Raw genomic sequence first — 26,829 nt, forward strand, 5'->3', positions numbered from 1 at the left:
CGCGGACTCTGCCCGGCCGGCCTTGCGCCGCGGATCAGTCGTCGAAGGACAGGTCCGGGATCTCCTCGGCGCCCTCGGCCTCCAGCGCCTCACGCACCACCCGGTACGCGAGGCCGCCGGAGTAGCCCTTGCGGGCGAGCATGCCCATCAGCCGCCGGGTGCGCTTGACCGGGTCCAGGCCCCGGGTGGCGGGCAGCCTGCGGGCGACCAGCTCACGGGCCGCCGCCTCCTCCTGCTCCGGGCCCACCTCCTCAACGGCCTCGCTGACCATCTCGTCGGCGACGCCGCGCCGCCGCAGCTCGGCGGCGAGCGCCCGGCGGCCGAGCCCTCGGCCGGCATGACGCGACTCCACCCAGGCCCGCGCGAACGCCGCGTCGTCGATCAGCCCGACCTCGGAGTAGCGGCCCAGCACCCGCTCGGCGACGTCGTCCGGCACGCCCTTGCGGCGCAACGCGTCGGCGAGCTGCGCGCGGGTCTTCGGAGAGAACGACAGCTGCCGCAGGCAGATCTCGCGCGCCACCGCCTCGGGATCGGCGGGCGGCCCCTGCGCCGCCGCACTTCCCGGCGTCGGCCCGTCGGGAAGACGGCCCCCGCCGCGCCTCCGCCCGCGCCGCGCCGACCGCCCACCCGCCGACGCCTCCACACCACCCGTCGGCGTGCCCGTATCGCCCGCCGGCATCTCCGTACCGCCCGTCGGCGCGCCCGCTCCGCCCGTCGAGGCATCCGCTCCGCCGGCTGAGCCGACCGCGCCGTCCGCCTCTCTGGGCTCCTGAGCGGAGACGGCGTCGCCAGGGAAGATCTCCGCACCGGGCCCGGCCCGGCGCGGAGCGGGGCGCCGCCACCCCTCAGGAGCGCTCATTGGTCAGCCCCTCGAACGGCCCTGCCGAAGGGCGACCCGGGATCACTCGTCTCCCGGCTTCGGGGTCTTCGCGGCCCGCTTGGCCGGTGCGGCCTTGCCGACCGCGGCGGCAGGGGCAGCGGCCGCCGGAGCCGCCGCGGGAGCGCCCGCCGGCTCGGCCTCGGCGTCGAGCCGCGGACCCACCCCGAGCTTCTCCTTGATCTTCTTCTCGATCTCGTCGGCCATGTCGGGGTTCTCCTTGAGGAACCGCCGGGCGTTCTCCTTGCCCTGGCCGAGCTGGTCGTTCTCGTAGGTGTACCAGGCACCGGACTTGCGCACGAAGCCGTGCTCGACGCCCATGTCGATGAGACCGCCCTCGCGGCTGATGCCGATGCCGTAGAGGATGTCGAAGTCGGCCACCTTGAAGGGCGGGGCCATCTTGTTCTTGACGACCTTGACGCGCGTGCGGTTTCCGACCGCCTCCGTGCCGTCCTTCATCGTCTCGATCCGCCGCACGTCCAGTCGCACCGACGCATAGAACTTCAGCGCCTTACCACCGGTGGTCGTTTCGGGCGAACCGAACATAACGCCCACCTTTTCCCGCAGCTGGTTGATGAAGATGGCTGTGGTCTTGGTCTGGTTGATGGCGCCGGTGAGCTTGCGGAGGGCCTGGGACATGAGGCGGGCCTGGAGGCCGACGTGACTGTCGCCCATCTCGCCCTCGATCTCCGCGCGGGGCACGAGGGCCGCGACGGAGTCGATGACGACGATGTCGATGGCGCCGGAGCGGATCAGCATGTCGGTGATCTCGAGGGCCTGCTCGCCCGTGTCGGGCTGGGAGACCAGGAGGGCGTCGATGTCGACGCCGATCTTCTTGGCGTATTCGGGGTCGAGCGCGTGCTCGGCGTCCACGAAGGCCGCGATGCCGCCCGCCTTCTGCGCGCTCGCCACGGCGTGGAGCGCGATGGACGTCTTCCCGGAGGCCTCCGGCCCGTAGATCTCGACCACGCGACCGCGCGGGAGACCGCCGATGCCCAGGGCGACGTCGAGGGCGATCGAGCCGGTCGGGATCACCTCGACCGGGGGGCGCCCCTCCTGGCCCAGCCGCATGACGGAACCCTTGCCGAACTGCCGCTCGATCTGCGCGAGCGCCGCCTCGAGTGCCTTCTCGCGATCGTTTGCTGCCATGTGAGGTGTCCCTGTCGGGTCGATGCCTGCTGTTGTCGGGAGCGACGTTACGGGGACCCGCCGACAATTTTCGAGAGTCCGGCCCACCACTGTGGACAACGCCGTCGCTTCCATCACTCTAGCCGAACATGTGTTCGATCATGAACGGACGCGCCGATTCCCCGGGGAAAGACACGGCGTCTTGCCCTACGCTGAGGGTCAGGATCATGCCGGTGACCATCCTCATGTGCGCCGACCCGCTGAACCCCCGGCGGGTCGATGAGCACTTCGCCCGGGAGGCCGAGGCCGTACGCGCGCTCGGCGGGTCCGTCGCGCTCATCGACCATGGCGCGCTGCAGCGGGGTGACGCGGCCGAGGCCGTACGACGGGTCCCCGACGGGCTGGGGACGACGTGGTATCGCGGCTGGATGACCACACCGGCGCAGTACGCCGCGCTCGCCGCCGCCCTGGCCGCCCGGAACACCGTCTTGGCGGTCCCGCCGGACGGCTACGAGAAGGCGCACGAGCTGCCCGGCTGGTACGACACGTTCGCGGGCGTCACCCCGGCGAGCGTGTGGCTGCCGCTGTCCCCGGGAGCGACGCCGGCGGCGGACAAGCTGGCCGAGCTCGTACGCCCGCTGCGGTCCGGCCCGGCGGTCGTGAAGGACTACGTGAAGTCGCGCAAGCACGAGTGGGACGAGGCCTGCTTCATCCCCGACCTCGCCGACGTCGAGCGGCTGCACGCCGTGGTCGAGCGTTTCGTCGAGCGCCAGGGCGAGTTCCTGGCCGGGGGCATCGTCATCCGCGAGTACGAGCGGTTCGAGGGCGGCGAGGCGCGCGTGTGGTGGGTCGACGGTGAGCCGGTGCTGATGGGGCCGCACCCGGACACGCCGGACCGTCATCCCCGCCCGCAGGCGGAGCCGATCGCCCCGTGCGTGCGGGCGCTGGGGTGCCGGTTCATCACGACGGACCTGGCCCGGCGGGCGGACGGGGTGTGGCGGGTCGTGGAGGTCGGCGACGGGCAGGTCAGCGATCTGCCGTCGGTGGCCGAGCCGGCGGATCTGTACCTGAGCTTCCCGATCAGGTAACGCCCCGCCGAGCATCCGGGCGGATCCCGGAGTTCGACGCGCTCGAAGAGCACGAGGCGGAGTCGTTCGACCGGCGGGTCGACCCGGAGCAGGAGCCGGAGCCGCTCGCGGCGGCACTGAGGGCTCAGCGGAGGCGTTGCTGGACGTCGAAGGTGGCGCACACGGCCCGCCAGACGTCCTTGGCGCCGACGCCGTCGGCGAGGGCCTGCTCGACCGTGCGACCGTCGAGCTCGGCCATGACGTAGTCCTTGGCCACGCTGTCGGCGTAGCCCTCGCCGAACTGCTGGTTCATCCGATCCCAGAAAATCGTGAGTCGCACTGTCCCCACGCTACTCGCCGTTGTCACCGGTGGGCGATTCCGTCGGTGGGGCGATGCACACTGGCAGGATGACGCCGATCGACCGTTTCTCGGCCGCCACCCGTGCCTGGTTCGCCGGGGCGTTCGCCGCGCCGACGGCGGCCCAGGCGGCCGCCTGGGAGGCGATCTCCCGGGGTGACAACACGCTGGTGGTGGCGCCGACGGGGTCGGGCAAGACCCTGGCGGCGTTCCTGTGGTCGCTCGACCGGCTGGCGTCGGCGCCGCCGGAGGAGGATCCGAAGCGGCGCTGCCGGGTGCTGTACGTCTCGCCGCTCAAGGCCCTCGCGGTGGACATCGAGCGCAACCTCCGCGCGCCGCTGACCGGGCTGCGGCAGACGGCGCGGCGGCTGGGGCTGGCCGAGCCCGACATCAGCGTGGCCGTGCGGTCCGGGGACACCCCGGCCGACGAGCGCCGCCGGTTCGCGACCAGGCCGTCCGACATCCTGATCACGACACCGGAGTCGCTCTTCCTGATCCTGACCTCGCAGGCACGCGAGGCGCTGCGCGGCGTCGAGACGGTGATCGTCGACGAGGTGCACGCGGTGGCGGCGACCAAGCGCGGCGCCCATCTCGCGCTGTCCCTGGAGCGGCTGGACGCGTTGCTGGAGCGCCCCGCCCAGCGGATCGGGCTGTCGGCGACGGTGCGCCCGGTGTCGGAGGTCGCGGCGTTCCTGGGCGGGGCGCGGCCGGCGACGGCGGTGCAGCCGCCGCACGAGAAGGAGGTGGAGCTGCGGATCTCGGTGCCGGTGGAGGACATGGCCGAGCTCCCTCCGGACCCTCGCGCCGAGGACGACTCGCCGCTGCGGGGGCGCAACATCTGGCCGCACGTCGAGGACGCCGTGCTCGACCTGATCGAGAGTCACCGGTCGACGATCGTGTTCGCCAACTCGCGGCGGCTGGCGGAGCGGCTGAGCGGGCGGCTGAACGAGCTGGCCTGGGAAAGAGCCAACGGCGAGGCCCTCCCACAGGACTTCTCCCCGGCCGAGGTGATGGCGCAGGCGGGGGCGGCGCGGGGCGCGCCGGCGGACGTCGTGCGCGCGCACCACGGCTCGGTGTCGAAGGAGGAGCGGGCCGGGATCGAGGAGTCACTGAAGGCGGGCCGGCTGCCCGCCGTGGTGGCGACGTCGAGCCTGGAGCTGGGCATCGATATGGGCGCGGTGGACCTGGTCGTGCAGGTGGAGTCGCCGCCGTCGGTGGCGGCGGGGCTGCAGCGGATCGGCCGGGCGGGGCACCAGGTGGGGGCGGTCTCGAAGGGCGTGATCTTCCCGAAGTACCGGGGCGACCTCGTGCAGACGGCGGTCGTCGCCGAGCGGATGCGCGACGGGGAGATCGAGGAGCTGCGGTACCCCCGCAATCCCCTGGACGTGCTGGCCCAGCAGATCGTGGCGATGACCGCGATGGACGAGTGGCCGGTGGACGAGCTGGAGACGCTCGTACGGCGGGCCGCGCCGTTCGCGACGCTGCCGAGATCGGTGCTGGAGGCGACGCTCGACATGCTCGCGGGCCGGTACCCCAGCGACGAGTTCGGGGAGCTGCGCCCGCGCCTGGTGTGGGACCGGGTGGCCGGCGTGCTGCGCGGGCGGCCCGGCGGGCAGCGGCTGGCGGTGACGAGCGGCGGCACGATCCCGGACCGCGGGCTGTTCGGCGTCTTCCTCGTCGGCGAGAAGTCCTCCCGGGTCGGTGAGCTCGACGAGGAGATGGTGTACGAGTCGCGGGTCGGCGACGTGTTCGTGCTGGGCGCGAGTTCGTGGCGGATCGAGGACATCACGCCGGACCGGGTGCTGGTCTCGCCGGCGCCGGGGCAGCCGGGCAAGCTGCCGTTCTGGCACGGTGACGCTCCGGGGCGGCCGGCGGAGCTGGGCCGGGCGCTGGGGGCGTTCGCCCGTGGGCTGTCCGCGCTGGAGCCGGACGACGCCCGCGCGCGGTTGCGGGCGAGCGGCCTGGACGACTGGGCGTCGGGGAACCTCCTGGCGTACCTCGCCGAGCAGCGGGAGGCCACCGGATACGTCCCCGACGACCGCACGCTGGTGGTCGAGCGGTTCCGCGACGAGCTCGGCGACTGGCGCGTGGTGGTGCACTCGCCGTTCGGGGCGCGGGTGCACGCGCCGTGGGCGCTGGCGATGGCCGCGCGGCTGCGCGAGCGGTACGGCGTGGAGGCGCAGGCGGTGCACTCCGACGACGGCATCGTGCTGCGGGTGCCGGACACCGGTGCGTCGTTCGACGAGACCGGGGCGGCCCCGCCGGCGGGCGACCTGGCGGTGTTCGACCCGGAGGAGATCGAGCGGATCGTCACCGACGAGCTGGGCAACTCCGCGCTGTTCGCGTCGCGGTTCCGCGAGTGCGCGGCGCGGGCGCTGCTGCTGCCGCGCCGCAATCCGGGGCGGCGCATGCCACTGTGGCAGCAGCGGCAGCGCGCCGCGCAGCTGCTGTCCGTGGCAAGCCGGTTTCCCTCGTTCCCGATCGTGCTGGAGACCGTCCGGGAGTGCCTGCAGGACGTCTTCGACGTGCCTGGCCTCATCGCGCTGATGCGGGAGCTGGCGAGCCGGAAGGCGCGGCTGGTCGAGGTGGAGACGCCGGTGCCGTCGCCGTTCGCGCGGTCGCTGCTGTTCGGGTACGTCGGCGCGTTCATGTACGAGGGGGACGCGCCGCTGGCCGAGCGGCGGGCGCAGGCTTTGGCGCTGGACTCGACGCTGCTGGCCGAGCTGCTGGGCCAGGCGGACCTGCGGGAGCTGCTCGACCCCGAGGTGATCGCGGAGGCCGGCCGGGAGCTGCGGCGGCTGACGGCCGACCGGCGCGCCCGTGACCGGGAGGGCGCCGCCGACCTGCTGCGGGAGCTCGGCCCGCTGGGCACGGACGAGCTCGTCGAGCGCGGCGTCGACCCGCGGTGGCTCGTGGAGCTGGAGGACTCCCGCCGGGTGATCCGCGTGCGGATCGCCGGGACGGAGCGCTGGGCCGCGATCGAGGACGCCGCGCGGCTGCGTGACGCGCTTGGCGTCCCGCTGCCCGTCGGGGTGCCGGAGGCGTTCCTGGAGCCGGTGGCCGATCCGCTGGCCGACCTGCTCAGCCGGCACGCCCGGACGCACGGGCCGTTCCACGCCGCCGGCGTCGCGGCGCGGTTCGGGCTGGGCGTCGCGGTGGTGACCGACGGGCTGCGGCGGCTGGCCGCGGCGGGCCGGGTCGCGGAGGGCGACTTCACCCCGGGCGAGCGCGGCACGGAGTGGTGCGACGCGGGGGTGCTGCGGATGCTGCGCCGCCGGTCGCTGGCCCGGCTGCGGGCCGAGGTGGAGCCGTCGCCGCCGGAGGCGCTGGCCCGGTTCCTGCCGGCCTGGCACGGCATCACGGCGCGCGGCTCGGGTCCGCGGGGCATCGACGCGCTGGTGCACGCGATCGAGCAGCTGCAGGGCGCCGCGGTGCCCGCCTCGGCCCTGGAGTCGCTGGTCCTGCCCGCACGGGTCCCCGGTTACTCCCCCACGATGCTCGACGAGCTGACCGCCTCCGGCGAGGTGGTGTGGGCCGGGCAGGGCGGGATGCCGGGCGGTGACGGATGGGTGTCCCTGTATCTGGCGGACACGGCTCCGCTGCTGATGCCCGAGTCCGCCGAGATCACGCTGACGCCGCTGCACGAGCGCGTGCTGGAGTCGCTGTCCGATGGCGGCGCGGTGTTCTTCCGTACGCTGTCCGACCGTGTCGGGTCCCTGAACGACCAGGAGCTCGTGACCGCGCTGTGGGACCTGGTGTGGGCGGGACGGCTCACGAACGACACTCTCGCGCCGCTGCGCGCCCGGCTCGGCTCCGGCCGGACGGTGCACCGGTCCCGTACGCTTCGCCGGCCGGCGATGCCGTCGCGGACCGGGCCGCCGACCGTCGCGGGCCGCTGGTGGCTGCTGCCCGAGCCGGAGTCCGACACGACCCGCCGCGGGCACGCGCTGGCCGAGACGCTGCTCGACCGGTACGGCGTCGTGATCCGAGGGGCGGTCATGGCCGAGCGGACGCCGGGCGGGTTCGCGGCGGTGTACCCGGTGCTGCGGGCGTTCGAGGAGTCCGGCCGGTGTCGGCGCGGGTACTTCGTCGAGGGCCTGGGCGCGGCGCAGTTCGCGCTGCCCGGCGCCGTCGACCGGTTGCGGGCGACGCGTCCGGACACCGGCGCGCCGCGCGCCGTGGTCCTCGCGTCGACCGACCCGGCCAATCCCTATGGGGCGGCCCTGCCCTGGCCGGAGCGGTCCGGAGAGGTCGCGAGCGGGCACAAGCCCGGCCGCAAGGCGGGGGCCCTGGTCGTGCTGGTCGAGGGCCGGCTGACGCTGTACGTCGAGCGGGGCGGGAAGACCCTGCTGTCGTGGAGCGAGGACGACCTTCAGCCCGCCGTGGACGCGCTCGCCCTGGCCGTACGGGAGGGCGCGCTCGGACGGCTCACCGTCGAGCGTGCGGACGGCGCGTCCATCGTCGAGTCCCCGCTCGCCGCCGCGCTGGAGGCCGCCGGGTTCCATCCCACCCCGCGCGGCCTCCGTCTCCGCGGCTGACCGGGGTGGTCAGCCGCAGTGCGTCCAGCCGCTCGTCCACGTCTGCGTCGGGGAGGAGCCGCCCCACCGGACGCACTTGTCCTTGGCGGGGAGCCGCACCGGCCCGGCGAAGAAGAATGGGGTGGTGGCCGACCGTGCGCCCTGCCCGCCGTCCTTGACCGCGAGCGACGCGGTCATGCTCTTCTTCTGGCCGGTGGACTTGGGCACCATGGTGACGACGCAGTTGCCGCCGTTGCCCCGGTTGTACAGCAGATAGGCCGTCGCCTCACCGAGCGGGTGCCTTTCGATGACCTGGTAGCCGTTGCCGCACAGGCGCTCGGCGGTGTACGGGTTGGCCTTGGGGGGCTTCTTCGCGGCCGGCGGGTGCGTCGTCGGTGACTTCTTGTGGGTCGCCTTGTGCGACGGCGTGCGCTGCCGCTTGGTCGCGTGCTTCTTGGCGGAGGGGCTCGCCGCGGCGGAGGTGTCCGGGTCGCCGTTGGACTTGTTCATGGCGGCCCACACGACGCCGCCTCCGGCGAGCAGCAGGACACCGGCGACGATGACGGCGATGACGGCTCCCGCACCACGTCTCCTCGGCGCGGGCTCCTGGCCGTACGGCGGCGGAGGTGGTGTGACGGGCGGCAGGTTGTAGGTGCCGCCGTCGGACGGGTGGTAGCCCCCGGGCGGTGGCGCGGCGGGCCCCGGTCCGTACGCGGGCATCCGCTGGGTGGGCGGAGGGCCGGCGGCGGGCATGCGCGCCGTGCCGGCGCCCGGGGAACCGGCCGGTGGCAGCACCTCGGTGGCGCCGCCCGGCGGACCGGCCGCAGGTCCGGCCGGCGGTCCGGTCGGCGGTCCGGTCGGCGGGAGCATCTCGGTGGGGCCGCCGGGCGGGCCGGGGACGGGCATCCGGTCGGCGGGGTCCACGGACGTCCGCGGTTCGGGCTCGCCCGCGGGGGCGCCGAGGGTGCCGGGGGTGGCGGGGGTGCCGGGGGCGCGCTGGCCCATGAGCTCGTCCATGAGCTGCCGGGCGGTGGGACGTCGCGCCGCGTCCTTGGCGAGGCAGGCGGCGACGATGTCCCGCAGACGCCCGTCGAGGGCGCCGAGGTCAGGGTCCTCGTGGAGGATGCGGTGGATCACCGTGGGGATGGACTTGTTGCCGAACGCCGGGGTGCCCGTGGCGGCGAACACGATCGTGACGCCCCAGGCGAACATGTCGGTCGCCGGGCCGACACGGCCCTCGGTCAGCTGCTCGGGCGCCATGAAGGCGGGCGTGCCGACGATCTGGCTGGCGGCGGTGGTGCCGCTGGCGTCGAGGGCGCGGGCGATGCCGAAGTCGATCACGACGGGGCCGTCCGGACCCATGAGGACGTTCCCGGGCTTGAAATCCCGGTGGACCACGTCGGCCTGGTGGATGGCCGCGAGCGCGGTGGCGGTGTTGACGGCGAGCCGGTCGAGGGCGCCGCCCTGGCGGGGGCCCTCCTGCCGGAGCTGCTGCTGCAGCGACGGGCCGGGGACGTACTCGCTGACGATGTAGGGGCCGTCGTCGGCCATGCCCGCGTCCAGGACCTGCGCGGTGCAGAACCGGGCGACCCGCTTGGTGACCTCCACCTCGCGGACGAAGCGGGCGCGGGCCCCTGCATCCTCGATCAGCTGGGCGTGCAGGACCTTGATCGCGACTGACCCGGTGGCGCCGCGGCCGAGGTAGACGATTCCCTGGCCGCCTTCGCCGAGTCGGCCGGTCACCTCGTAAGCCCCCAGCCGCCGGGGATCCCCGTGTGTGAGCGGCTGGACATTCGGCACGGCGGCCTCCCGATGGATCGACATGGACGCCGCAGAACCTATCAACGTCGCTCAAATGATCCGTACGCGACGGCGGAACTCATCCGTCGGGCGACGCTGCGTGACGATGGGGCATGCGCCCCTCCGCGTGGCGCTCAGGCGGGAGAGGCGGAGAAGACGTCGTCGCGGGCGCGGTCGAGGGCGGCGAGCAGCGCGCCCCGCAGGACGGGGTTGCCCTCGACGCGGGTGAGTGCGACGCGCGGCCGGGTGGGGCAGATCCGCCCGACGGCCTCCTCGATGAACTCGGCGAGGCGCTCTCCGCCGGCCCGGCCCAGGTCACCGCTGATCACCACGAGCCCGGGGTCCAGCACGATCGTCACGGACGCGACGCCGTAGGCCAGGCGGGTGGCGAGCTCGCGCAGGAACGCGTCCCCGGCCTCCCCGGACCGTACGGCCGCCTGCACGCACTCGGTGGCGGTCGGGCCGGTGAAGCCGTGTTCGGCGGCGAGTTCGCGGATGGCGTCGGCGCCGACGAGGGCGCCGAGGCCGCCCGCGAGGGCCGGCATGCCCCAGGTGACCGACTCCGTGTCCTTCTCGGGCAGCGGCGCGCCGGGGACGGGCAGGTAGCCGATCTCGCCGGCGCCGCCGGACACGCCCCGGTGCAGGCGTCCGCCGAGCATGACCGCCAGGCCCAGACCGCGGGCCGCCCACAGCAGGGCGAAGTCGTCGGTGTCGCGGGCGGCGCCGTCGGCCTTCTCGGCGAGCGCGGCGAGGTTGACGTCGTTCTCGATGGTGACGGGCAGCCGCAGGTCGCGCCGGAGGGCCTCGAGGATGCCCGCGTGCCAGTGCGGCAGGTCGAAGATGAACTGCACGTCGCCGGTGCGCGGGTCGACGACGCCGGGGGTACCGAGGACGAGCGCGTGCAGCTTGGCGAGCGGGATCTTGCCGGACCGGCATGCCTTCACGACGGCGCTGTGGACGACGGAGACGGGATCGTCCGCGCCGTTCGGGTCGACGGTGACCTCGGCGACGGCGTTGCCGGTGATGTCGGCGATCGCGGCGGTCACGGCGTTCGGGCCGACCTCCAGGCCGGCGACGTACGCGCTGGAGGGCACGACGGCGTAGAGGGCCGCGTTGGGCCCGCGGCCGCCGGCCTGCTCTCCGACGACGGCCACGAGGCCGCGCTCCTCCAGCCGCGACAGCAGCTGGGAGGCGGTCACCTTGGACAGGCCCGTGTACTGGCCGATCTGGGCGCGGGTGAGCGGGCCTGAGCTCACCAGCAGATCGAGCGCGGAGCGGTCGTTCAGCTCGCGCAGCAGTCTGGGTGTGCCCGGGCGAGTCGCCATTCCGGCCGCCTTCCGTCTCGATCCGCTAACGGTTTCCGCGTAATTGGAAACTTTATTGCTAGTTTAGCCGCACGAGCCGACCACAATGCCCGCACCTCGTCGTGCGGAACCGGCGGGAGGACCCATTTCGCGACTGTAGGGACGCATTTCGCGATCAGCGCGTGGACATGCCGTGACCGGCCGTGCGGCCGCCCGGCGACATCGGGGCGCGACCGAAAGGAGTTCCATTGTGAGAGTCATCGATGCGAGTTCCACCCTGCGTTTCGCCACGGGCGTCACCGCGGCGGCCCTGGCGTTGGTCCTCGCCGCGGCGTGCGAGTCCGGCGGGGGAACCGAGCCGTCCGGGACCGCGCGCCGGATCGTCGTCTGGCAGATGGGCGAGGGCAGCCCCGAGCAGACGAGGTTCCTGGACGGAGTGAAGGCCGAGTTCCGGCGCATGCATCCCCAGACCGACGTGCGGGTGGAGTACGTCCCGTGGCCGCAGGCCACCCAGAAGTTCCAGACCGCGATCGCCGGCGGGTCGGGCCCCGACGTCACCGAGGTCGGCAACACCGACGTACGGTCCTGGATCCAGCAGGGCGCCTTCGCCGACATCGGCGCCAAGGTGTCCCACTGGGCCGAGGGCCACGACCTCAGCCAGGGGGCGCTCGCCAACGACCAGGTCGACGGCCGAACGTACGCCGTTCCGTGGTACGGCGGCGTACGGGCCGTGTGGTACCGCAAGGACTGGTTCCGCGACCTCCACCTGCAGCCGCCCGCGTCGTGGGCCCAGCTCGTTGCGGTGGCCAGAAGGATCCAGAAGGCGAAGGGCGTGCCGGGCATCGCCGCGCCGAGTGACTTCACCAACGGCATCCTCAGCTTCGTCTGGGCGAACGGCGGGGACGTCGCCGCGAAGCAGAACGGCCGCTGGACCGGCACCCTCGCGGGGCCGCAGGCCAGGGAGGCGATCGAGTTCTACGCCGGGCTGGTCTCCAAGGAGAAGGTCGCACCGGACGCCTACATCGGCAAGAACGAGCTGCAGGGCCCGCAGCAGGACTTCGCCCTCGGCAAGGTCGGGATGTACATGGACGGAAGCTGGGCGCTGCCCCAGCTGGAGAAGATCAACAAGAAGGGCGCTCCCAACTGGGGCGTGTTCCCCATCCCCGGCCGGGACGGCGGCCTGGCACCGGTCTTCTCCGGCGGGTCCGACCTGGCCGTCTGGAACGACAGCCGCCACAAGGACCTCGCGTTCGACTACCTGACCGTCCTGGACGGCAAGAGGAACGCGCAGGCCTTCGCGACCACGCTGAAGTTCCTGCCGCAGTTCAGCGACGTCCTGCGGAGCGGCACGTACCAGAACGACCCGATCATGGGGCCCTTCGCGCGGGCCGCGGAGGCGGGCGTCAGGTTCACGCCGGCCAGCAAGGGATGGGCCGACTACGAGGGCGCCAAGAAGGTCCTGCCGAACGCCGTGAAGGCGATCATGCAGGGCGCATCCGCCGATCAGGAGCTGAAGAAGGCCGACGAGCAGGCCGGCTCCCTGCTCAACGAGTGATCCGACCAGCGAGGTGGCCATGATCGAGACGGTCGAGGAGGCCGGGCGACGCGTTCGCGGGTCACCGGACCCCGGCTCCCCCACCGGGCCCGTGCGCCGACGCGTCCGGCTCGGGCCGTACCTGCTGATCCTGCCGTCGCTTGTCGTCATCGGCGTGCTGCTGGTCTGGCCCGTGATCCAGATCGGCCGGATGTCGCTGCAGAACGTCGGCGTGCGGCAGCTGCGCGGCCGGCCGGCCGAGAACGTCGGGTTGGCGAACTACCGGCGCATCCTCGGCGACGACCTGTTCTGGACGGCGCTGCGGCACACGGTCCTGTTCGCGGCCGTCGCCGTCACGGCCACCCTGATCGCCGGGACGCTCACCGGCCTGCTGCTCGGCAGCCTGGGCCGCCGGATGTCGGCGCTGGTCACCGGCGGGATCATGGTCGCCTGGGCGACGCCTCAGGTCACCGCGGCGATCGTCTTCTCGTGGCTGTTCGGCACGACCGGCGGCCTCGTCGGCTGGTTCCTGGACCTCCTGCCCGACGGGCTGGTGGGCTCGGGCTGGCAGAGCTACAACTGGTTCGCCCGGCCGCTGCCCACCTACACGGTCCTGACGCTGTGCGTCGTGTGGATGTCGTTCCCGTTCATCGCCGTTTCGGTGCTCGCCGGGCTGCGGACCGTGCCCGACGAACTGTACGAGGCGGCGCGCGTCGACGGCTCGACCGCCTGGCAGCGCTTCTGGAAGATCACCTTCCCGCTGCTGCGGCCGATCTTCGGCGTCCTGCTGACCCTGGCGGTGATCTGGGACTTCCGCGTCTTCACCCAGCTGTTCGTGCTGTCCGGCCTGGCCAACCGCGACGCGTTCAACCTGTCGCTGTACGGCTACTCCGAGGCGTTCGGCTCCCTCAACGCCAAGTACGGCCTGGGCTCGGCGATCGCGGTCGTCCTCACGCTGATCGTCCTCCTCGTCACGGCCGTGCACGTTCGCACGGTCATCCGCCAGGAGGGCGCCGCGTGAGCCCCCGGCGGCGGCCGGCGAGGCGACCGGGCGCGCGATTGCGGCGGGCGGTGCTGAACGCGCTCGGCCTGGGCGTCTTCGTGGTGGCCGTGTTCCCCGTCTGCTGGATGGTGTCGACGGCGTTCAAGCCGAACGACGAGATCTTCGCCACCACCCCGCACCCGCTGCCGGCCCATCCGACCCTGCGGCACTTCGACACCGTGCTGACCGGGAAGGTCGCCGGCGTGCCGTTCTGGCACTACTTCGCCAACAGCGCCATCGTGGCCACCGCCACCGTGGCCGTCTCGGGGCTGCTCGCGCTGCTGGCCGCCACGGCGGTGGCGCGTTTCCGCTTCCGGTTCCGCACAGGCTTCCTCGTCATGCTCCTCGTCGTTCAGATGGTCCCGGCCGAGGCCCTGGTCATCCCCCTGTTCACCGACCTGGCGCGTCTGGACCTGCTGAACGACCTGGCCGGCCTGATCGCCGTCTACGTGGCGTTCGCGCTCCCGTTCGGCGTGTGGATGCTGCGCGGGTTCGTCGCGGCCGTGCCGAGGGAACTGGAAGAGGCGGCGGCGCTCGACGGCGCGGGGCCCCTGCGGACGTTCTTCCGCGTCGTGCTCCCGCTCGTCGCACCCGGCCTGATCGCGACCAGCATCTTCTCTTTCATCACCGCCTGGAACGAGTTCCTCTTCGCGTTCACGTTCCTTAAAGATCAGGACAAAGCGACCTTGCCCATCATGTTGCAGTTCTTCTTCGGCCGTTCCGGCAATGATTGGGGGCCGATCATGGCGGCGTCCACGCTGTTCACCGTCCCGGTCATCGGGTTCTTCCTCCTCGTCCACCGTCGCCTGGCCGGACCGGGCCTGACCGCGGGGGCGGTGCGAGCATGACCCGCGACACCTCTCTCGAACGCCTCGTCAACGCCACCCTGCTCGTGCCCTTCCCCGGAGCGACCGCGCCGCGCTGGGTCCTCGACGGACTGGAGCAGGGCCTGAGCGGCGTCACGCTGTTCGCCATCAACGGCAACGTGCCGGGCTCCGACGAACTCGCGGAACTCACCGCACGACTGCGCCGGTACGCCGATCCGCTGATCTCCATCGACGAGGAGGGCGGCGACGTCACCCGCCTGGCCCACGAGACCGGCAGCCCCTACCCCGGGAGCGCGGCGCTCGGCGCTCTCGACGACCCGGCCACCACCCGGCGGGTGCACCGCTCGCTGGGCGCGGAGCTGCGGGAGGTCGGGGTCAACCTCGACTTCGCCCCGTCCGCGGACGTCAACACCGCCGACGACAACCCGATCATCGGCACCCGCGCGTTCGGGTCCGACGCCGCCCTCGTCGCGCGGCACGTCACCGCCGCCGTCACGGGCCTGCAGGAGGCCGGCGTCGCCGCCTGCGCCAAGCACTTTCCCGGCCACGGCGCGACCTCCCAGGACTCCCACCTGGAGATCCCGACGGTGCTGGCCGACCTTTCGCTGCTCGATCGCCGCGAGCTGGTGCCGTTCCGCGCGGCCATCGACGCCGGAGTCGCCGCGATCATGACCGCGCATCTGCGCGTCCCCGCCCTGACCGGCGACGACCCGGCGACCCTGTCGCCCGCCGCGGTCACCGGGCTGCTGCGCGGCACCCTGGGCTACGACGGGCCGGTCATCACAGACGCCCTGGACATGCGCGCGGCCAGCGACGCGATCGGGATCCCCGAGGCGGCGGTCCGCGCCGTACTCGCCGGGGCCGACCTGCTGTGCCTGGGCTCGCGGGAGTACGAGGACAGCGTACGGGCCATCCGTGAGCACCTCGTCACGGCCGTGCGCGACGGGCGGCTGCCCGGCGAACGTCTCGAGGAGGCCGCGGGACGGGTCACCGCGCTCAAGGCGTGGCTCGCCACCGCCGAGAGCGCCGAGGTCGACCGTGCCGCCGGCCTGGAGGCCGCCCGGCGGGCGGTACGGGTCACCGGCGCGCCGTCCGTGTCCCCCGGACCGTTCGTCGTCGAGATCCAGGCGCCGTCGAACATCGCGGTCGGACCGGTCCCCTGGGGTCTCGGGCCCTGGGCGGCCGACGCGGTGCCCGTGGAGGCCGGCGACGCCGACGCGCGACGGCTGTTGGAACGTGCCGACGGGCGATCGCTCGTCATCGTCGTCCGGGACGCGCACCGGTACGCGGGGCACCGCGCACTGGTCTCGGCGCTGCTGGCAGCGCGCCCGGACGCCGTCCTGGTGGAGATGGGCCTGCCGGTGTGGCGGCCGGAGGGGGTCGCCTACGTCGCGACGTACGGGGCGACGCGCGCCAACGCACGGGCCGCGGCCGAGGTCATCGGCCTCGTCCAGCCGGTCGCCGGAAGCGAGGAGGGCGGGCGACCGATCGGCGCGAGCGAACCCGACACGGCGAGCGGAGTGGGCGGCTGAACAGCGTCAGGCACGACGCGGCCGCCCGCGAAGCGAGTGAGGAGGGTGAGCGGCCCATGAACGCGCACGAACCCGACGTGACAAGCGGAGGAGGTGGCTGAACAGCGTCTCTGGGCGCGCGGCATCCACCTGGCCGGCTGACGCGCCGGCGTGAACGCTCGGTGTTCGAACGGTGACGGACGGCTCGGTGTCGGGAAGGAGAGCGTGAAAAACACCGAACACCGGTCGGAAAACAGGGGCTCCTGGCGTGATCAGCTCCGACGAGGCGGGATAATCAGAGCATGCGATTGTCCGCCCGGGTCGATTACGCGCTCCGCGCGTCCGCCGAGTTGGCCGTTGGCGGTGAGCGCCCCGTGACGGCCGTCCAGTTGGCCGAGGCTCAACAGATCCCGCCGAAGTTCCTGGAGAACATCCTCAGCCAGCTGCGGCGTTCGGGGCTCGTCCGCAGTCAGCGCGGGCCGGAGGGCGGCTACTGGCTCGCCCGCCCGGCGGACCAGATCTCGCTGGCCGACATCATCCGGGCCATCGACGGCCCGCTCGTCGGCGTACGCGGGGAGCGGCCGGAGCATGTGGGGTACGAAGGGCCGGCGCGCGCGCTCCAGGCCGTCTGGATCGCGCTGCGCGCCAGCGAGCGGGCCATCCTCGAGCAGGTGACCCTGGCCGACGTGGCCTCCGGCGAGCTGCCCCCCGCCGTGCACAAGCTGACCGAGGACCCCGCCGCCTGGGACTCCCCCGCCTTCAGAAACTGAGGCGGCGGAGCCGGAGGACGCGATGCCGGAGGGAGACGTCGTCTGGGCGGCCGCGAAGCGGCTGCACGCGGCTCTCGCCGGGCGGGTGCTCACGCGCAGCGAATTCCGGGTGCCTCGATACGCCACCACCGACCTGACCGGTCGTTCGGTCATCGAGGTGGTGTCGCGGGGCAAGCATCTGCTCATCCGGGTCGAGGGCGACGTCACCGTGCACACGCACCTGCGCATGGAAGGGGCCTGGCGGATCCGGCCGGCCGGCGCGCCGCCCCCGCGCGACCACCGCCTGCGGCTGGTCCTGGCGAACGCCGAATGGCAGGCGCTGGGCTTCTCCCTCGGCGTGGTGGAAGTGGTGCGCACCTCACGGGAGGATCGCGTCGTCGGCCACCTGGGCCCCGACCTGCTCGGCCCGGACTGGGATCCGGCCGAGGCGGTCCGTCGCCTGCGGGAGCGCCCGGAGCGAGCGGTCGGTGAGGCCCTGCTCGACCAGACCCGGCTCGCCGGAATCGGCAACCTCTACAAGGCGGAGGTGCTGTTCCTGCGGGGCGTGGACCCGTGGTGCCCCGTCGGCGAGGTCCCCGGCATCGAGGCGCTGGTCGAACTCGCCCGCCGTCTGATCGACGCCAACAAGGATCACTTGGACCAGATCACCACCGGCGCCCGCCGGCCGGGTGCGCAGACGTGGGTCTACGGACGCGCCGGCCGGCCCTGCCGGCGCTGCGGTACGCCGATCCGGCGGGCGGACCAGGGTGACCGGCCGGAGGAGCGGGTCACGTTCTGGTGTCCCTCGTGTCAGTCTCGGCGGAGTCCGCCGCCATGAAAGGTCATGGCAGCGGATTCCTCCGCTGCCATGTGCCGGGGCAGAGCGTGTCGACGCGGCGGCGCCGGTGCGCCCTCAGCGCTGCGTCTCGAACATCCAGTGCTGCTTCTCCAGGTCCTGCGCGACCGTGATCAGCAGGTCCTGGGAGACGAGGTCCGAGTCGTCCGTGGTCTCGATGCGGGCACGGAACCGCTGGATCATCTCGGCGAGGATGTCGGTGATCGCGGCGACCACCTTGTCGTCCTGCAGGTAGCCGGCGTCCAGCTGGTGGACCTTGGTCGTCTCGGCCACCGTGCGCGCCCGGCCATCGGGGTTGAAACCGATCGCCACGGCCCGCTCGGCCACCGTGTCCGCGTGGTCGCGCGCCAGGGCGACGACCTCGTCGAGCTGCAGGTGGACGGAGCGGAAGTTGCGCCCGGTGAGATTCCAGTGCGCCTGCTTGGCCAGCAGGTGCAGATCGACGAGATCCACCAGCGACTCCTGCAACGCGGCGCCGGTGACCTTGCGCGCCTCGTCGGAAAGCGGGCTCTTCACGGTCGACATCGCCGGGTCCTCCTCAGTCGGGTCGAATCCCTATCAGGGGCGACCCTTCCCGGCGAGGAACGCGGTAACCGTGGTTCGGCTCGCGGGGCCCGTCAGGAGCCGCGAGCGCCCGATGGGAGGCACTGGGGCTCAGGCATCAGGTGCCGATCGCGCTCGGGCCCAGGAGATGCTTCACATCGCCGAAGAACGCGGTGTCGGCGCTGACCTGGAATCTTTCCAGATTGATCAGGATGCCTTTCGCGCCGGGCCGGTGTGGTTGCAGCCGCAGGTGGACGGGCGCCTTGCCGGGATGGGTCACCAGAATTTGCTTCAGGTCCTGGACGAGAGCGGGATTCACCCGCACCTCGGGCAGCGAGATCACCACCGGCGACTCCACGTCGCTTCCCACGGTTGACACGTCGAGGATCTCCAACGTTTCGCCGTAGATGGTGATGGCGCCGTCGCGCTCATTGATCCGGCCGGTCACCGACACGACGCGGTCGGCGACGAGTTCGGTCGCGTACAGCATGTACGCCTTGGGGAAGAACAAGCATTCGATACCGGCGTCGAGGTCTTCGAGCGTGATGATCGCCCACGTGTCGCCATTTTTGGTCACCTTCCGGTCGACCTTGCCGATGATTCCGGCGATCTTGACGGTGCCCTCGGTGCGGGACCCGGCCAGCAGTTCGGCCAGCGCGTGATCCCGGTTACGTTCCAGGACGCGTTCAGCCCCGTCGAGAGGGTGGCTGGAGACGTACAGGCCGAGCATCTCCCGCTCGAACGCCAGCAGGGTCGCCTTGTCCCAATCGGGCCCCTCCGGGATCGCGACGCTGATCGCATCCCCAGAGGACTCCACGTCCATCTCGCCGAACAGCGAATCCTGGCCCATGGCGGCGTTACGTTTGTCATCGATGACCGCATCGACCGCCTGCTCGTGGACGAGCACCAGCGACTTGCGCCGGTGGCCCAAGCTGTCGAACGCCCCGGCTTTGATGAGCGATTCGATCGCGCGCTTGTTGCAGACCGCGATGGGGACCCGCCGAAGGAAATCGTTGAAGTCGGTGTAGGGGCCTTCCCTCCGGCCGGAGACGATGCCATCGACGACGTTTTCGCCGATGTTACGGACCGCGCCGAGCCCGAAACGGATGTCCGAGCCGACCGCGGCGAACCGGAGCTGGGATTCGTTGGCGTCCGGAGGCAGGACTTTGATCTTCATCCGGCGGGCCTCCGCGAGGTAGACCGCCATCTTGTCCTTGTTGACGCCCACCGAGGTCAGTAGCGCGGCCATGTACTCGGCCGGGTAGTTGGCCTTCAGGTACGCGGTCCAGTACGACACCAGTCCGTACCCGGCCGTATGGGACTTGTTGAATCCGTAGGCCGAGAAGGGGACAAGCACGTCCCAGACGGCTTTGGTGGCCTCCTGGGAGTTACCGTTCTTGCCCATACCCTCGGAGAAGATGGCCCATTGCTTGTCCATCTCCTCCTTTTTCTTCTTGCCCATCGCCCGGCGCAGGATGTCCGCGCCGCCCAACGTGTAGCCGGCGAGCTGCTGGGCGATGGCCATGACCTGCTCCTGGTACACGACCAGGTGGTACGTGGTGCCCAGGATCGGCTCGAGGGCTTCCTTCAGATCGGGATGGATCGGTTCGGTCTTCTGCTGCCCGCTCTTGCGCAGCGCGTAGTTGACGTGCGCGTTGGCGCCCATCGGGCCCGGCCGGCCCAGCGCCAGGACGGCGGAGACGTCCTCGAATCGGGTCGGGGCCATCAGTTTGGTCAGGTCCCGCATCATGGTGGAGTCCAGCTGGAAGACACCCAGCGTCCAGCCCTGCCGCAGCAGCTCATAGGTCTTGGCGTCATCCATCGGCACCGACAGCATGTCCAAGTCGATGCCGCGGTTGGATTTGACGTTGGCGACGGCGTCACCCAGGACGGTCAGGTTCCGCAGCCCGAGGAAGTCCATCTTCAGCGCGCCGAGCGTCTCACAGCTCGGGCCGTCGAAGCCGGTGATGCGAGCGCCGTCATCGGGACGCTGATGAATCGGCATGACCTCGACCAGCGGCTCACTGGACAAGATCACCCCGGCGGCGTGCACGCCGGTACCCCGGGTCAGTCCCTCGATACCGCGGCCGGTGTCGATGACCTTCTTGACGTCAGGATCTTCTTCATACAGACGACGAAGCTCGGTGGCCTCGTTGTACCGCGGGTGATTCTCGTCAAATACACCCGAAAGCGGGATCTCTTTCCCCATCACCGCCGGCGGGAACGCCTTGGTGATCTTCTCCCCGAGCGCGAAGGGATAGCCCAGAACCCGGCCGGCATCCTTGACCGCGGCCTTGGACTTGATCGTCATGTAGGTGATGATCAGTGAGACGTTGTCCTCGCCGTACTTCTCGGTGACGTACCGGATCATGTCACCGCGCCGGCGCTCGTCGAAGTCCAAGTCGACATCAGGCATCGAGACACGTTCGGGGTTGAGGAACCGCTCGAAGATCAGCCCGTGCTCGATCGGATCGAGCTCGGTGATCCCGGTGACGTAGGAGACCATGCTGCCCGTGGCCGAACCGCGGCCGGGCCCGACCCAGATGCCAGACTCCCTTGCATACCGGCAGATGTCGGCGACGACGAGGAAGTACCCGGGAAAGCCCATGCCCTCGATGACGCCGAGCTCGTACTCGATCCGCTCCAGTACCTCGGTGGGCACGTTCTCGCCGTACCGGTCGTGCGCTCCGCGGGCTGCCTCCTTTCGCAGCCAGCTCATCTCGGTCTCGCCGTCGGGGACCGGATATTTGGCGGCGAGATCTCGGTGCGCGAACACCGGCGCGTAGTCCTCGATGCGCTCCGCGATCGCCAGCGTGTTCCGGCATCCTTCGAGCCAGGCGTCTGAAGAGTCGACCGCGCGCATCTCCTCCGCGGTCTTCAGGTAGTAGCCCGACCCGCCGAACCGGAATCGACTCGGATCCGCCATCTGGCTCTGCGTCCCCACGCACAGCAGCGCGTCGTGCGCCTCGGACTGGTCCTCGGTGACGTAATGGGAGTCGTTGGTGACCAGCGGCGGAATATCGAGCCGCTTGCCGATCTCCAGCAGGTCCTTGCGGACCCGCCGCTCGATCGGCAGGCCATGATCCATCAGCTCGAGGAAGTAGTTGTCCTTGCCGAAGATCTCCTGATATTTACCGGCCGCCTTCAGGGCTTCCTCGAACTGGTTGAGCCGCAGCCGGGTCTGTACCGCGCCCGATGGGCAGCCCGTGGTGGCGATGATCCCCTCGCCGTACTGCTCGAAGAGCTCATCGTCCATCCGCGGCCACTTGCGGTAGTGCCCCTCCAGCGAAGCCAGCGAGGAGATCTTGAACAGGTTCCGCAAGCCCTGCGCCGTCGCGGCCCACATCGTCTTGTGAAGATACGAACCGGAGGCGGAGACGTCGCCGCCCTCACCCGTCGTCTCGTTGCTCTTGCGCTGCGACCGTTCTCCCCAGAGCACGGGCTCCTTGTGGAACCGGGATACCGGAGCCACGTAGGCCTCAATGCCGATGATGGGCGTGATCCCGGCCTTCGTCGCCGCGCCGTAGAACTCGTAAGACCCGAACATGTTGCCGTGGTCACTCATCGCCACCGCCGGCATCCCCAGCTCAGCGGCCCGCTGCACCAATGGGGCGACCTTCGCCGCGCCGTCAAGCATCGAGTACTCAGTGTGAACATGCAGGTGGGCGAATGAGTCAGCCACTCCGGCACCTCTCGCGGCAGGGGTTGATGGGGCTCCCAAGACTCTAGTCCCACATCATGCGCACGACTCGCAGACAGCGTCAGCCGCCGGGTCCCGCCCTGCGCGGCGATGGAACGGGACGCGGGAGAGACCGGAGGGGGCGTGTCGGGTCAGATGTCCGGTTCCCCGGCCGTCTGCGGTACACGGGAGTCCGCCCGGGATGCCCTCGATGTCGCGCGGCACAGCGAAGCGCCCCGCGCCGCTTTCATGGAACCTGAGCGGATCCGCAGCGGGGGCGCCTACGCGGTCTGGGCGGTCAGGCCGCGACCATATCGGCGCGAAGGGCGTTCTCGATCGTCTCCGGGGTGGCGGGAATGGCGTCGGCCGAAATCCGGTCGCCGTCGAGCCGCTCGTGCTCCGGCGGCGCACCGGCCATCACCGGCTCCTGCTGGAGCTCGGCCAGCGCCAGCTGGTCGGAGACATCGCGCAGCACGTGCGAGAGGGGCACGCCGAGGGCTTTGCAGATCGAGGCGAGCAGCTCCGAGGAGGCTTCCTTCTGTCCCCGCTCGACCTCGGAAAGATAACCCAGCGACACCCGTGCCGCCGCGGAAACTTCCCGGAGGGTACGGCCTTGGCGCAGCCGCAGCTGCCGGAGTACGTCGCCGAGCAGCTGACGAAGCAGGACCATGTCTCGCTCCCTCCGTGTGTCCTGACTCATCTACCGGTTCCACCGTACCTGTCTTCACGATGCACGTGGCAGACCGAAACTTTCATGTTCGCTTCCGACGTAACGCTGTAATCACCCTGGTTCTTCCCGGTTGCCCGCCGTGACGGCCCAACCCTCGCAGGACTCCAGTGTGAGCAGATGACGCCGCAACAGGTCAAGTGCATGGACGACCGTCATCCTGCGGATCGGGCCCCGGGCCCGCTCGCCGTCGCCCGCGACCGGCAGCCGGACCGAGCGAACCGTCGGATGATCGCCGGTACCGGCCACCGCGACGTGAACGGTGCCGACCGGCTGCCCGTCCTGCGGATCGGGCCCGGCGACCCCGGTCACGGCGAGACCGTAGGAGGCTCCGAGGCGGTCGCGCACACCGACCGCCATCGCGGCGGCGACGTCCGGATGGACCGCGCCGTGCGCGGCCAGCAGATCCGCCGGCACGCCGAGAAGCAGATTCTTGAGTGGGGTCGCGTATGCGACAACACCACCTAGGAACGTCGCGGATGAGCCCGGCATTCCCGTGAGCTCGGCGCCGAGCAGGCCTCCGGTGAGCGACTCGGCCACCGCGACGGTGCCGCCCCGCTCGGCCAGCAGGCGATGGACCACGCGGTCCAGGGCGACGTCCTCCTCGGCGTACACCGCCCCGCCGAGCAGCTCCCGCGCCATCGCCGCCGCCTCGGCCACCCGGTCCTCGGCGTCCCCCTCGATCCGCACCCGGACCTCGCCCGGGGACGGGTAGTAGGCGAGCCGCACGCCGGGGAGCGCCTCGACCGGCGTCAGCCGCGCCGCGACCACGGACTCCCACACCGTCGCGGTGCGCATCACCCGGGCCGCCACCGGCGTGCCGGCCAGCTCGGGCAGCACCCACTCCTCGACGATCGCGCGCATCTCCTCCGGCACCCCCGGCACGGCGTACGCCACACCGCCCGGAAGGGCCACGCGCAGTCCCGGCGCGGTGCCGGCCGGGTTGGGAAGCTGCCGGGCGCCCTCAGGGACGTCGGCCATCCGCAGCGCCGACTGCCGCAGCGGGACGCCGCGGCTCACGGAACGCTCCCGCAGGCGGGCCTCCAGGGCCGGATCGCGCCGCAGGGTCACCCCGGCCGCGCGGGCCAGAGCGTCCCGTGTCACGTCGTCGGAGGTGCCGCCGAGGCCTCCGGTCACGATGACCGCGTCGGCGCGCTTGAGGGCCTCCTGGAGCGCCGCTGTGATCGTTTCCGTGTCGTCGGGGACGACCACGCCGCGAACGACCCGCGCGCCCGCCTCCGTGAGCCGCCACCCGAGCCACCTGGCGTTGCCGTTGACCATGTCGCCGCGCAGCAGCTCGTCACCGACCGTCAGCAGCTCGACTCGCACGCCCGTCCTTCCACAGTTGCCAGGCCTTGACCAGATAGTCGAAGCCGGTGACGAGGGTGACCACCGTGGCGGCCCCCATGACGATCCACCGCAGCGGATCGATCGGACCCGGCATGATGTACAGCCCGATGGCGATCACCTGGAGCATGGTCTTGAGCTTGCCGCCGCGGCTGGCGGCGATGACGCCGTACCGGATGACGACGAACCTCAGGAGGGTGATCCCCACCTCCCGGACCAGGATGGCGATGGTCACCCACCACCAGAGCCGGCCGAGCAGCGAGAGGCTGACGAGCGCCGATCCGACGAGCGCCTTGTCGGCGATCGGATCGAGGATCTTGCCGAAGTCGGTGATGAGGTTGCGCCGACGGGCGAGCTCGCCGTCGACCCGGTCGGTGAGCGACGCGACGGCGAACAGCGCGAGCGCGGCGACCCGCCACCAGGTGCCCTCGACGAACATGAGCCAGACGAAGAACGGGACCAGCACCAGGCGGACGACGGTCAGCAGGTTCGCGACATTGAGAACGCCCGCCTGCGGGGCCGCCGGCGTGGCGATCGGGTCTTCGCCGGCGGAGGTGGTCATGGCCCGTCCACGACGGCGAGGAGGTCCACGCCCATCGCCTCGACGACACGCGCGCGTACGATCCGCCCGACGGGCGCGTCGCCCTTGAGCGTCACACCGCCGTCGATCTCGGGGGCCTGGTGCGCGGCCCGGCCCTCGCCGGGCTCCTCGACCAGCACCTCCACGACCGATCCGATGCGCTCCTCGGCGCGCTGGGCCGTGAGCTCCTCGGCGAGGGAGGACAGGTCGGCGACACGGGCGTCGATCTCGTCGGCGTCGAGCTTGCCGTCGAAGCCGACCGCCTCGGTGCCCTCCTCGTCGGAGTAGCCGAACACGCCGATCGCGTCGAGGCGGGCGGCGGTGAGGAACTGCGCCAGCTCGTCGACGTCCTGCTCGGTCTCGCCGGGGAAGCCGACGATGAAGTTCGACCGTACGCCCGCCTCGGGCGCGAGGGCGCGGATCTGCTCGAGCAGCCCGAGGAAACGCTCGCGGTCGCCGAAGCGCCGCATCCGGCGCAGCAGCGGGCCGCTGGCGTGCTGGAAGGACAGGTCGAAGTAGGGCACGACGCCGGGCGTCGTGGCGATGGCCTCGATCAGGCCGGGGCGGAGCTCGGCGGGCTGGAGGTAGCTGACCCGCACGCGCTCGATGCCGTCGAGGGCGGCGAGTTCGGGCAGCAGCGTCTCGAGCAGCCGGATGTCGCCGAGATCCTTGCCGTAGGACGTGGAGTTCTCGCTGACCAGGACGATCTCCCGGACGCCCTGGGAGGCCAGCCAGCGCGCCTCGTCGAGGATCTCGGTGGGCCGGCGCGAGACGTAGGCCCCGCGGAAGGCGGGAATGGCGCAGAACGTACAGCGCCGGTCGCAGCCGGACGCGAGCTTGAGGGGGGCAGCCGGGCCGCCGCCGAGGCGTCGCCGCAGCACGCGCGGGCCGCTCGCGGGGGCGATGCCCTCGGGCAGGTCGGGCGCGCCGAGGTCGGCCGGCGGGTCACCGTGGCCGGGGACCCGGACGTCGGCTCCGGACCGCTCCACCGGGCTGAGCGGCAGCAGCTTCCGCCGGTCCTGCGGCGTGTGGGCCCGGTGACCCCGGCCCGCGAGGACGTCGTCGAGACGCTCACCGATGGAGGCGTAGTCGTCGAAGCTGAGGACGGCGTCGGCCTCGGGCAGCGACTCGGCCAGCTCGGCGCCGTACCGCTCGGCGAGGCAGCCGGCCGCCACGACCCGCGCCCCGGAGTCGGCCGCCGCGAGCAGGGTGTCGATCGAGTCCTTCTTCGCGGCGGCGATGAAGCCGCAGGTGTTGACGAGGACGACCGAGGCGTCGCCGGAGTCGTCGAGCGTCCAGCCCGTGCTCTCCAGGCGTGCCGCGAGCTCCTCGGAGTCGACCTCGTTGCGGGCGCAGCCGAGGGTGACCAGGGAGACGGTGCGGCGATCCGCCGAGTCGTTGGAATGGTCGGCGGTGCTCACGCGCGGCGCTCCCCTCTCGCGGGGCGCGCGCCGGGCGCCGCCACGGGCTCAGTACACGGGGTGGACATGCACCATACGGTACTGGCCCTCGGGCGGCGGGCGGCCCTCAGCCTTTCTGGGGGTCTCCCGTGCCGAAGCCGAGCCGGACGACCTGACCGTCCTGGCCGGGCGAGCCGAGGTCCTTGCCGTTGACGGTCAGGTGCACCCCGCCGCCGTTGCCGATGACCAGGTTGATGCGCTTCTTTGCCGACCACTCCTCGGACTGGCCGGGGCGGATGACGCCGCTGAACAGCTGCTTGCCCTTGGCGTCCTGGACGCTCAGCCAGCTGGCCCGCTTGGCCTTGACGCGGACGGTGACCTCCTTGCGCGGCGCCTGGGCCACGGCCGCGCTGTGCGACGGCCGGGGAATGGCCGGGGCGGTGGCGGCCGGAGCGGCGGCCCGCTCGGCGGACTTGTGCCTCTCCTCACCGGTGGCGACCCGGAAGATCCCGTAGACGACGACGATGACCAGGGCGGCCGCCATGGCGGCGCTCCAGTTCGGCGAGCGCCGCTCCAGGATCTTCACCGGGGCCTTGGCCTCGAACATCTCCCGGACCCGGACCGCCTGCGGCGACCCGCCGTGCGCGTCGTCGTACTCCTGGATCAGCGGCTCGGGATCGATCCCGGCGGCGCGGGCGATGTTGCGGATGTGCCCGCGGGTGTAGAAGTCGCCCCCGCACATGCTGTAGTCGTCGCGTTCGATGGCCTTGATGACCGTCTCGCGGATGCGGGTCCGGCCGGCGACCTGCGGGACGCTGAGACCGGCCTCCTGGCGGGCCTTCGCGAGGGTGCCACCGATGGTCACGGCACCTCCTTCGTCGGCACCCTGGCCATTGGTGCTGTGCGGAATGGCTCCCTCGCTTCGCTCGGTCACAGCGCGCCTCCTGGGAACCTCGTGGCGGTGTTCAGGTGCCACGCCGCCG

20 protein-coding genes are annotated in these 26,829 nt (G+C 71.8%); 8 read left to right on the forward strand and 12 right to left on the reverse strand.

What is annotated here, in order from left to right:
* Positions 1-34 precede the first annotated feature (34 nt).
* Positions 35-859, reverse strand: coding sequence for a recombination regulator RecX (recX, locus tag NE236_RS15530; RefSeq protein WP_252842669.1), 825 nt, complete (start codon positions 857-859; stop codon positions 35-37).
* 42 nt (positions 860-901) lie between these two features.
* Positions 902-2,026, reverse strand: a complete 1,125-nt coding sequence (gene recA / locus NE236_RS15535; protein ID WP_252842670.1) for a recombinase RecA — start codon at positions 2,024-2,026, stop codon at positions 902-904.
* Positions 2,027-2,232: 206 nt separating this feature from the next.
* On the opposite strand from recA, the gene NE236_RS15540 reads away from it, so the two are divergent.
* Positions 2,233-3,093, forward strand: a complete 861-nt coding sequence (locus NE236_RS15540) for an ATP-grasp domain-containing protein (RefSeq protein WP_252842671.1) — start codon at positions 2,233-2,235, stop codon at positions 3,091-3,093.
* A 124-nt stretch (positions 3,094-3,217) separates the two neighbouring features.
* Here the strand turns inward: NE236_RS15540 and NE236_RS15545 are convergent, their stop codons facing one another.
* A complete protein-coding gene (locus NE236_RS15545; RefSeq protein WP_252842672.1) occupies positions 3,218-3,412 on the reverse strand; it encodes a DUF3046 domain-containing protein in 195 nt (64 codons plus the stop codon).
* A gap of 68 nt (positions 3,413-3,480) precedes the next feature.
* Here NE236_RS15545 and NE236_RS15550 point away from each other — a divergent pair, with 68 nt between their 5' ends.
* Positions 3,481-7,968: an ATP-dependent helicase gene (locus NE236_RS15550; RefSeq protein WP_252842673.1), complete on the forward strand. Its 4,488-nt coding sequence runs from the start codon at positions 3,481-3,483 to the stop codon at positions 7,966-7,968.
* Between the two features lie 9 nt (positions 7,969-7,977).
* Here the strand turns inward: NE236_RS15550 and NE236_RS43550 are convergent, their stop codons facing one another.
* Together NE236_RS43550 and NE236_RS15560 are read right to left on the reverse strand one after the other, a co-directional pair.
* Positions 7,978-9,747 carry a serine/threonine-protein kinase gene (locus tag NE236_RS43550; RefSeq protein ID WP_308209102.1) on the reverse strand — a complete coding sequence of 590 codons (1,770 nt, stop codon included), beginning with the start codon at positions 9,745-9,747 and terminating at the stop codon, positions 7,978-7,980.
* Between the two features lie 134 nt (positions 9,748-9,881).
* A complete protein-coding gene (locus NE236_RS15560; RefSeq protein WP_252842674.1) occupies positions 9,882-11,072 on the reverse strand; it encodes an ROK family transcriptional regulator in 1,191 nt (396 codons plus the stop codon).
* A gap of 229 nt (positions 11,073-11,301) precedes the next feature.
* Between NE236_RS15560 and NE236_RS15565 the strand changes: the two genes are divergently transcribed.
* The 6 genes from NE236_RS15565 (at position 11,302) to NE236_RS15590 (ending at position 17,552) form a co-directional block, all read left to right on the forward strand.
* Entirely contained in the window at positions 11,302-12,606 is a 1,305-nt protein-coding gene (locus tag NE236_RS15565; protein WP_252842675.1) for an extracellular solute-binding protein, read from the forward strand.
* A 19-nt stretch (positions 12,607-12,625) separates the two neighbouring features.
* Positions 12,626-13,606: a carbohydrate ABC transporter permease gene (locus NE236_RS15570; RefSeq protein WP_252842676.1), complete on the forward strand. Its 981-nt coding sequence runs from the start codon at positions 12,626-12,628 to the stop codon at positions 13,604-13,606.
* Positions 13,603-14,475, forward strand: coding sequence for a carbohydrate ABC transporter permease (locus NE236_RS15575; RefSeq protein WP_252842677.1), 873 nt, complete (start codon positions 13,603-13,605; stop codon positions 14,473-14,475). The genes NE236_RS15570 and NE236_RS15575 overlap by 4 nt, the downstream gene beginning before the upstream one ends.
* On the forward strand, positions 14,472-15,986 hold the full coding sequence (locus NE236_RS15580; RefSeq protein WP_252842678.1) for a glycoside hydrolase family 3 protein: 1,515 nt from the start codon (positions 14,472-14,474) through the stop codon (positions 15,984-15,986). The genes NE236_RS15575 and NE236_RS15580 overlap by 4 nt, the downstream gene beginning before the upstream one ends.
* 281 nt (positions 15,987-16,267) lie before the next feature.
* A complete protein-coding gene (locus NE236_RS15585) occupies positions 16,268-16,735 on the forward strand; it encodes an RrF2 family transcriptional regulator (protein WP_252842679.1) in 468 nt (155 codons plus the stop codon).
* Between the two features lie 22 nt (positions 16,736-16,757).
* Positions 16,758-17,552 carry a DNA-formamidopyrimidine glycosylase family protein gene (locus tag NE236_RS15590; protein WP_252842680.1) on the forward strand — a complete coding sequence of 265 codons (795 nt, stop codon included), beginning with the start codon at positions 16,758-16,760 and terminating at the stop codon, positions 17,550-17,552.
* A gap of 75 nt (positions 17,553-17,627) precedes the next feature.
* Here the strand turns inward: NE236_RS15590 and NE236_RS15595 are convergent, their stop codons facing one another.
* From NE236_RS15595 to NE236_RS44495, 7 genes are all read right to left on the reverse strand, one after another.
* Complete coding sequence (locus tag NE236_RS15595; RefSeq protein WP_252842681.1) at positions 17,628-18,095, reverse strand: Dps family protein; 468 nt, start codon at positions 18,093-18,095, stop codon at positions 17,628-17,630.
* 136 nt (positions 18,096-18,231) lie between these two features.
* The gene (dnaE, locus tag NE236_RS15600) at positions 18,232-21,795 is read right to left on the reverse strand and encodes a DNA polymerase III subunit alpha (protein WP_252842682.1); all 3,564 of its coding nucleotides are present in this window, start codon (positions 21,793-21,795) and stop codon (positions 18,232-18,234) included.
* 295 nt (positions 21,796-22,090) lie between these two features.
* Positions 22,091-22,462: a helix-turn-helix domain-containing protein gene (locus tag NE236_RS15605; RefSeq protein WP_252842683.1), complete on the reverse strand. Its 372-nt coding sequence runs from the start codon at positions 22,460-22,462 to the stop codon at positions 22,091-22,093.
* Between the two features lie 111 nt (positions 22,463-22,573).
* On the reverse strand, positions 22,574-23,848 hold the full coding sequence (locus NE236_RS15610) for a CinA family nicotinamide mononucleotide deamidase-related protein (RefSeq protein WP_252842684.1): 1,275 nt from the start codon (positions 23,846-23,848) through the stop codon (positions 22,574-22,576).
* Entirely contained in the window at positions 23,820-24,428 is a 609-nt protein-coding gene (gene pgsA, locus NE236_RS15615; RefSeq protein WP_252842685.1) for a CDP-diacylglycerol--glycerol-3-phosphate 3-phosphatidyltransferase, read from the reverse strand. The genes NE236_RS15610 and pgsA overlap by 29 nt, the downstream gene beginning before the upstream one ends.
* Positions 24,425-25,867, reverse strand: coding sequence for a 30S ribosomal protein S12 methylthiotransferase RimO (rimO, locus tag NE236_RS15620; protein WP_252842686.1), 1,443 nt, complete (start codon positions 25,865-25,867; stop codon positions 24,425-24,427). Before rimO ends, pgsA begins: the two co-directional genes overlap by 4 nt.
* A 106-nt stretch (positions 25,868-25,973) precedes the next feature.
* On the reverse strand, positions 25,974-26,711 hold the full coding sequence (locus NE236_RS44495) for a helix-turn-helix domain-containing protein (protein WP_252842687.1): 738 nt from the start codon (positions 26,709-26,711) through the stop codon (positions 25,974-25,976).
* Positions 26,712-26,829 lie beyond the last annotated feature (118 nt).

The sequence above is a fragment of the Actinoallomurus purpureus genome (assembly GCF_024055795.1).
Lineage (GTDB): Bacteria > Actinomycetota > Actinomycetes > Streptosporangiales > Streptosporangiaceae > Actinoallomurus > Actinoallomurus purpureus.

What these genes read in the sequence shown, in the direction of transcription:
- recX (WP_252842669.1), bottom strand. Translation starts at nt 859, where the DNA reads ATGAGCGCTCCTGAGGGGTGGCGGCGCCCCGCTCCGCGCCGGGCCGGG.
- NE236_RS15580 (WP_252842678.1), top strand. Translation starts at nt 14,472, where the DNA reads ATGACCCGCGACACCTCTCTCGAACGCCTCGTCAACGCCACCCTGCTC.
- NE236_RS15540 (WP_252842671.1), top strand. Translation starts at nt 2,233, where the DNA reads ATGCCGGTGACCATCCTCATGTGCGCCGACCCGCTGAACCCCCGGCGG.
- NE236_RS15560 (WP_252842674.1), bottom strand. Translation starts at nt 11,072, where the DNA reads ATGGCGACTCGCCCGGGCACACCCAGACTGCTGCGCGAGCTGAACGAC.
- NE236_RS15550 (WP_252842673.1), top strand. Translation starts at nt 3,481, where the DNA reads ATGACGCCGATCGACCGTTTCTCGGCCGCCACCCGTGCCTGGTTCGCC.
- recA (WP_252842670.1), bottom strand. Translation starts at nt 2,026, where the DNA reads ATGGCAGCAAACGATCGCGAGAAGGCACTCGAGGCGGCGCTCGCGCAG.
- NE236_RS15590 (WP_252842680.1), top strand. Translation starts at nt 16,758, where the DNA reads ATGCCGGAGGGAGACGTCGTCTGGGCGGCCGCGAAGCGGCTGCACGCG.
- NE236_RS15570 (WP_252842676.1), top strand. Translation starts at nt 12,626, where the DNA reads ATGATCGAGACGGTCGAGGAGGCCGGGCGACGCGTTCGCGGGTCACCG.
- pgsA (WP_252842685.1), bottom strand. Translation starts at nt 24,428, where the DNA reads ATGACCACCTCCGCCGGCGAAGACCCGATCGCCACGCCGGCGGCCCCG.
- NE236_RS15595 (WP_252842681.1), bottom strand. Translation starts at nt 18,095, where the DNA reads ATGTCGACCGTGAAGAGCCCGCTTTCCGACGAGGCGCGCAAGGTCACC.
- NE236_RS15585 (WP_252842679.1), top strand. Translation starts at nt 16,268, where the DNA reads ATGCGATTGTCCGCCCGGGTCGATTACGCGCTCCGCGCGTCCGCCGAG.
- NE236_RS15605 (WP_252842683.1), bottom strand. Translation starts at nt 22,462, where the DNA reads ATGGTCCTGCTTCGTCAGCTGCTCGGCGACGTACTCCGGCAGCTGCGG.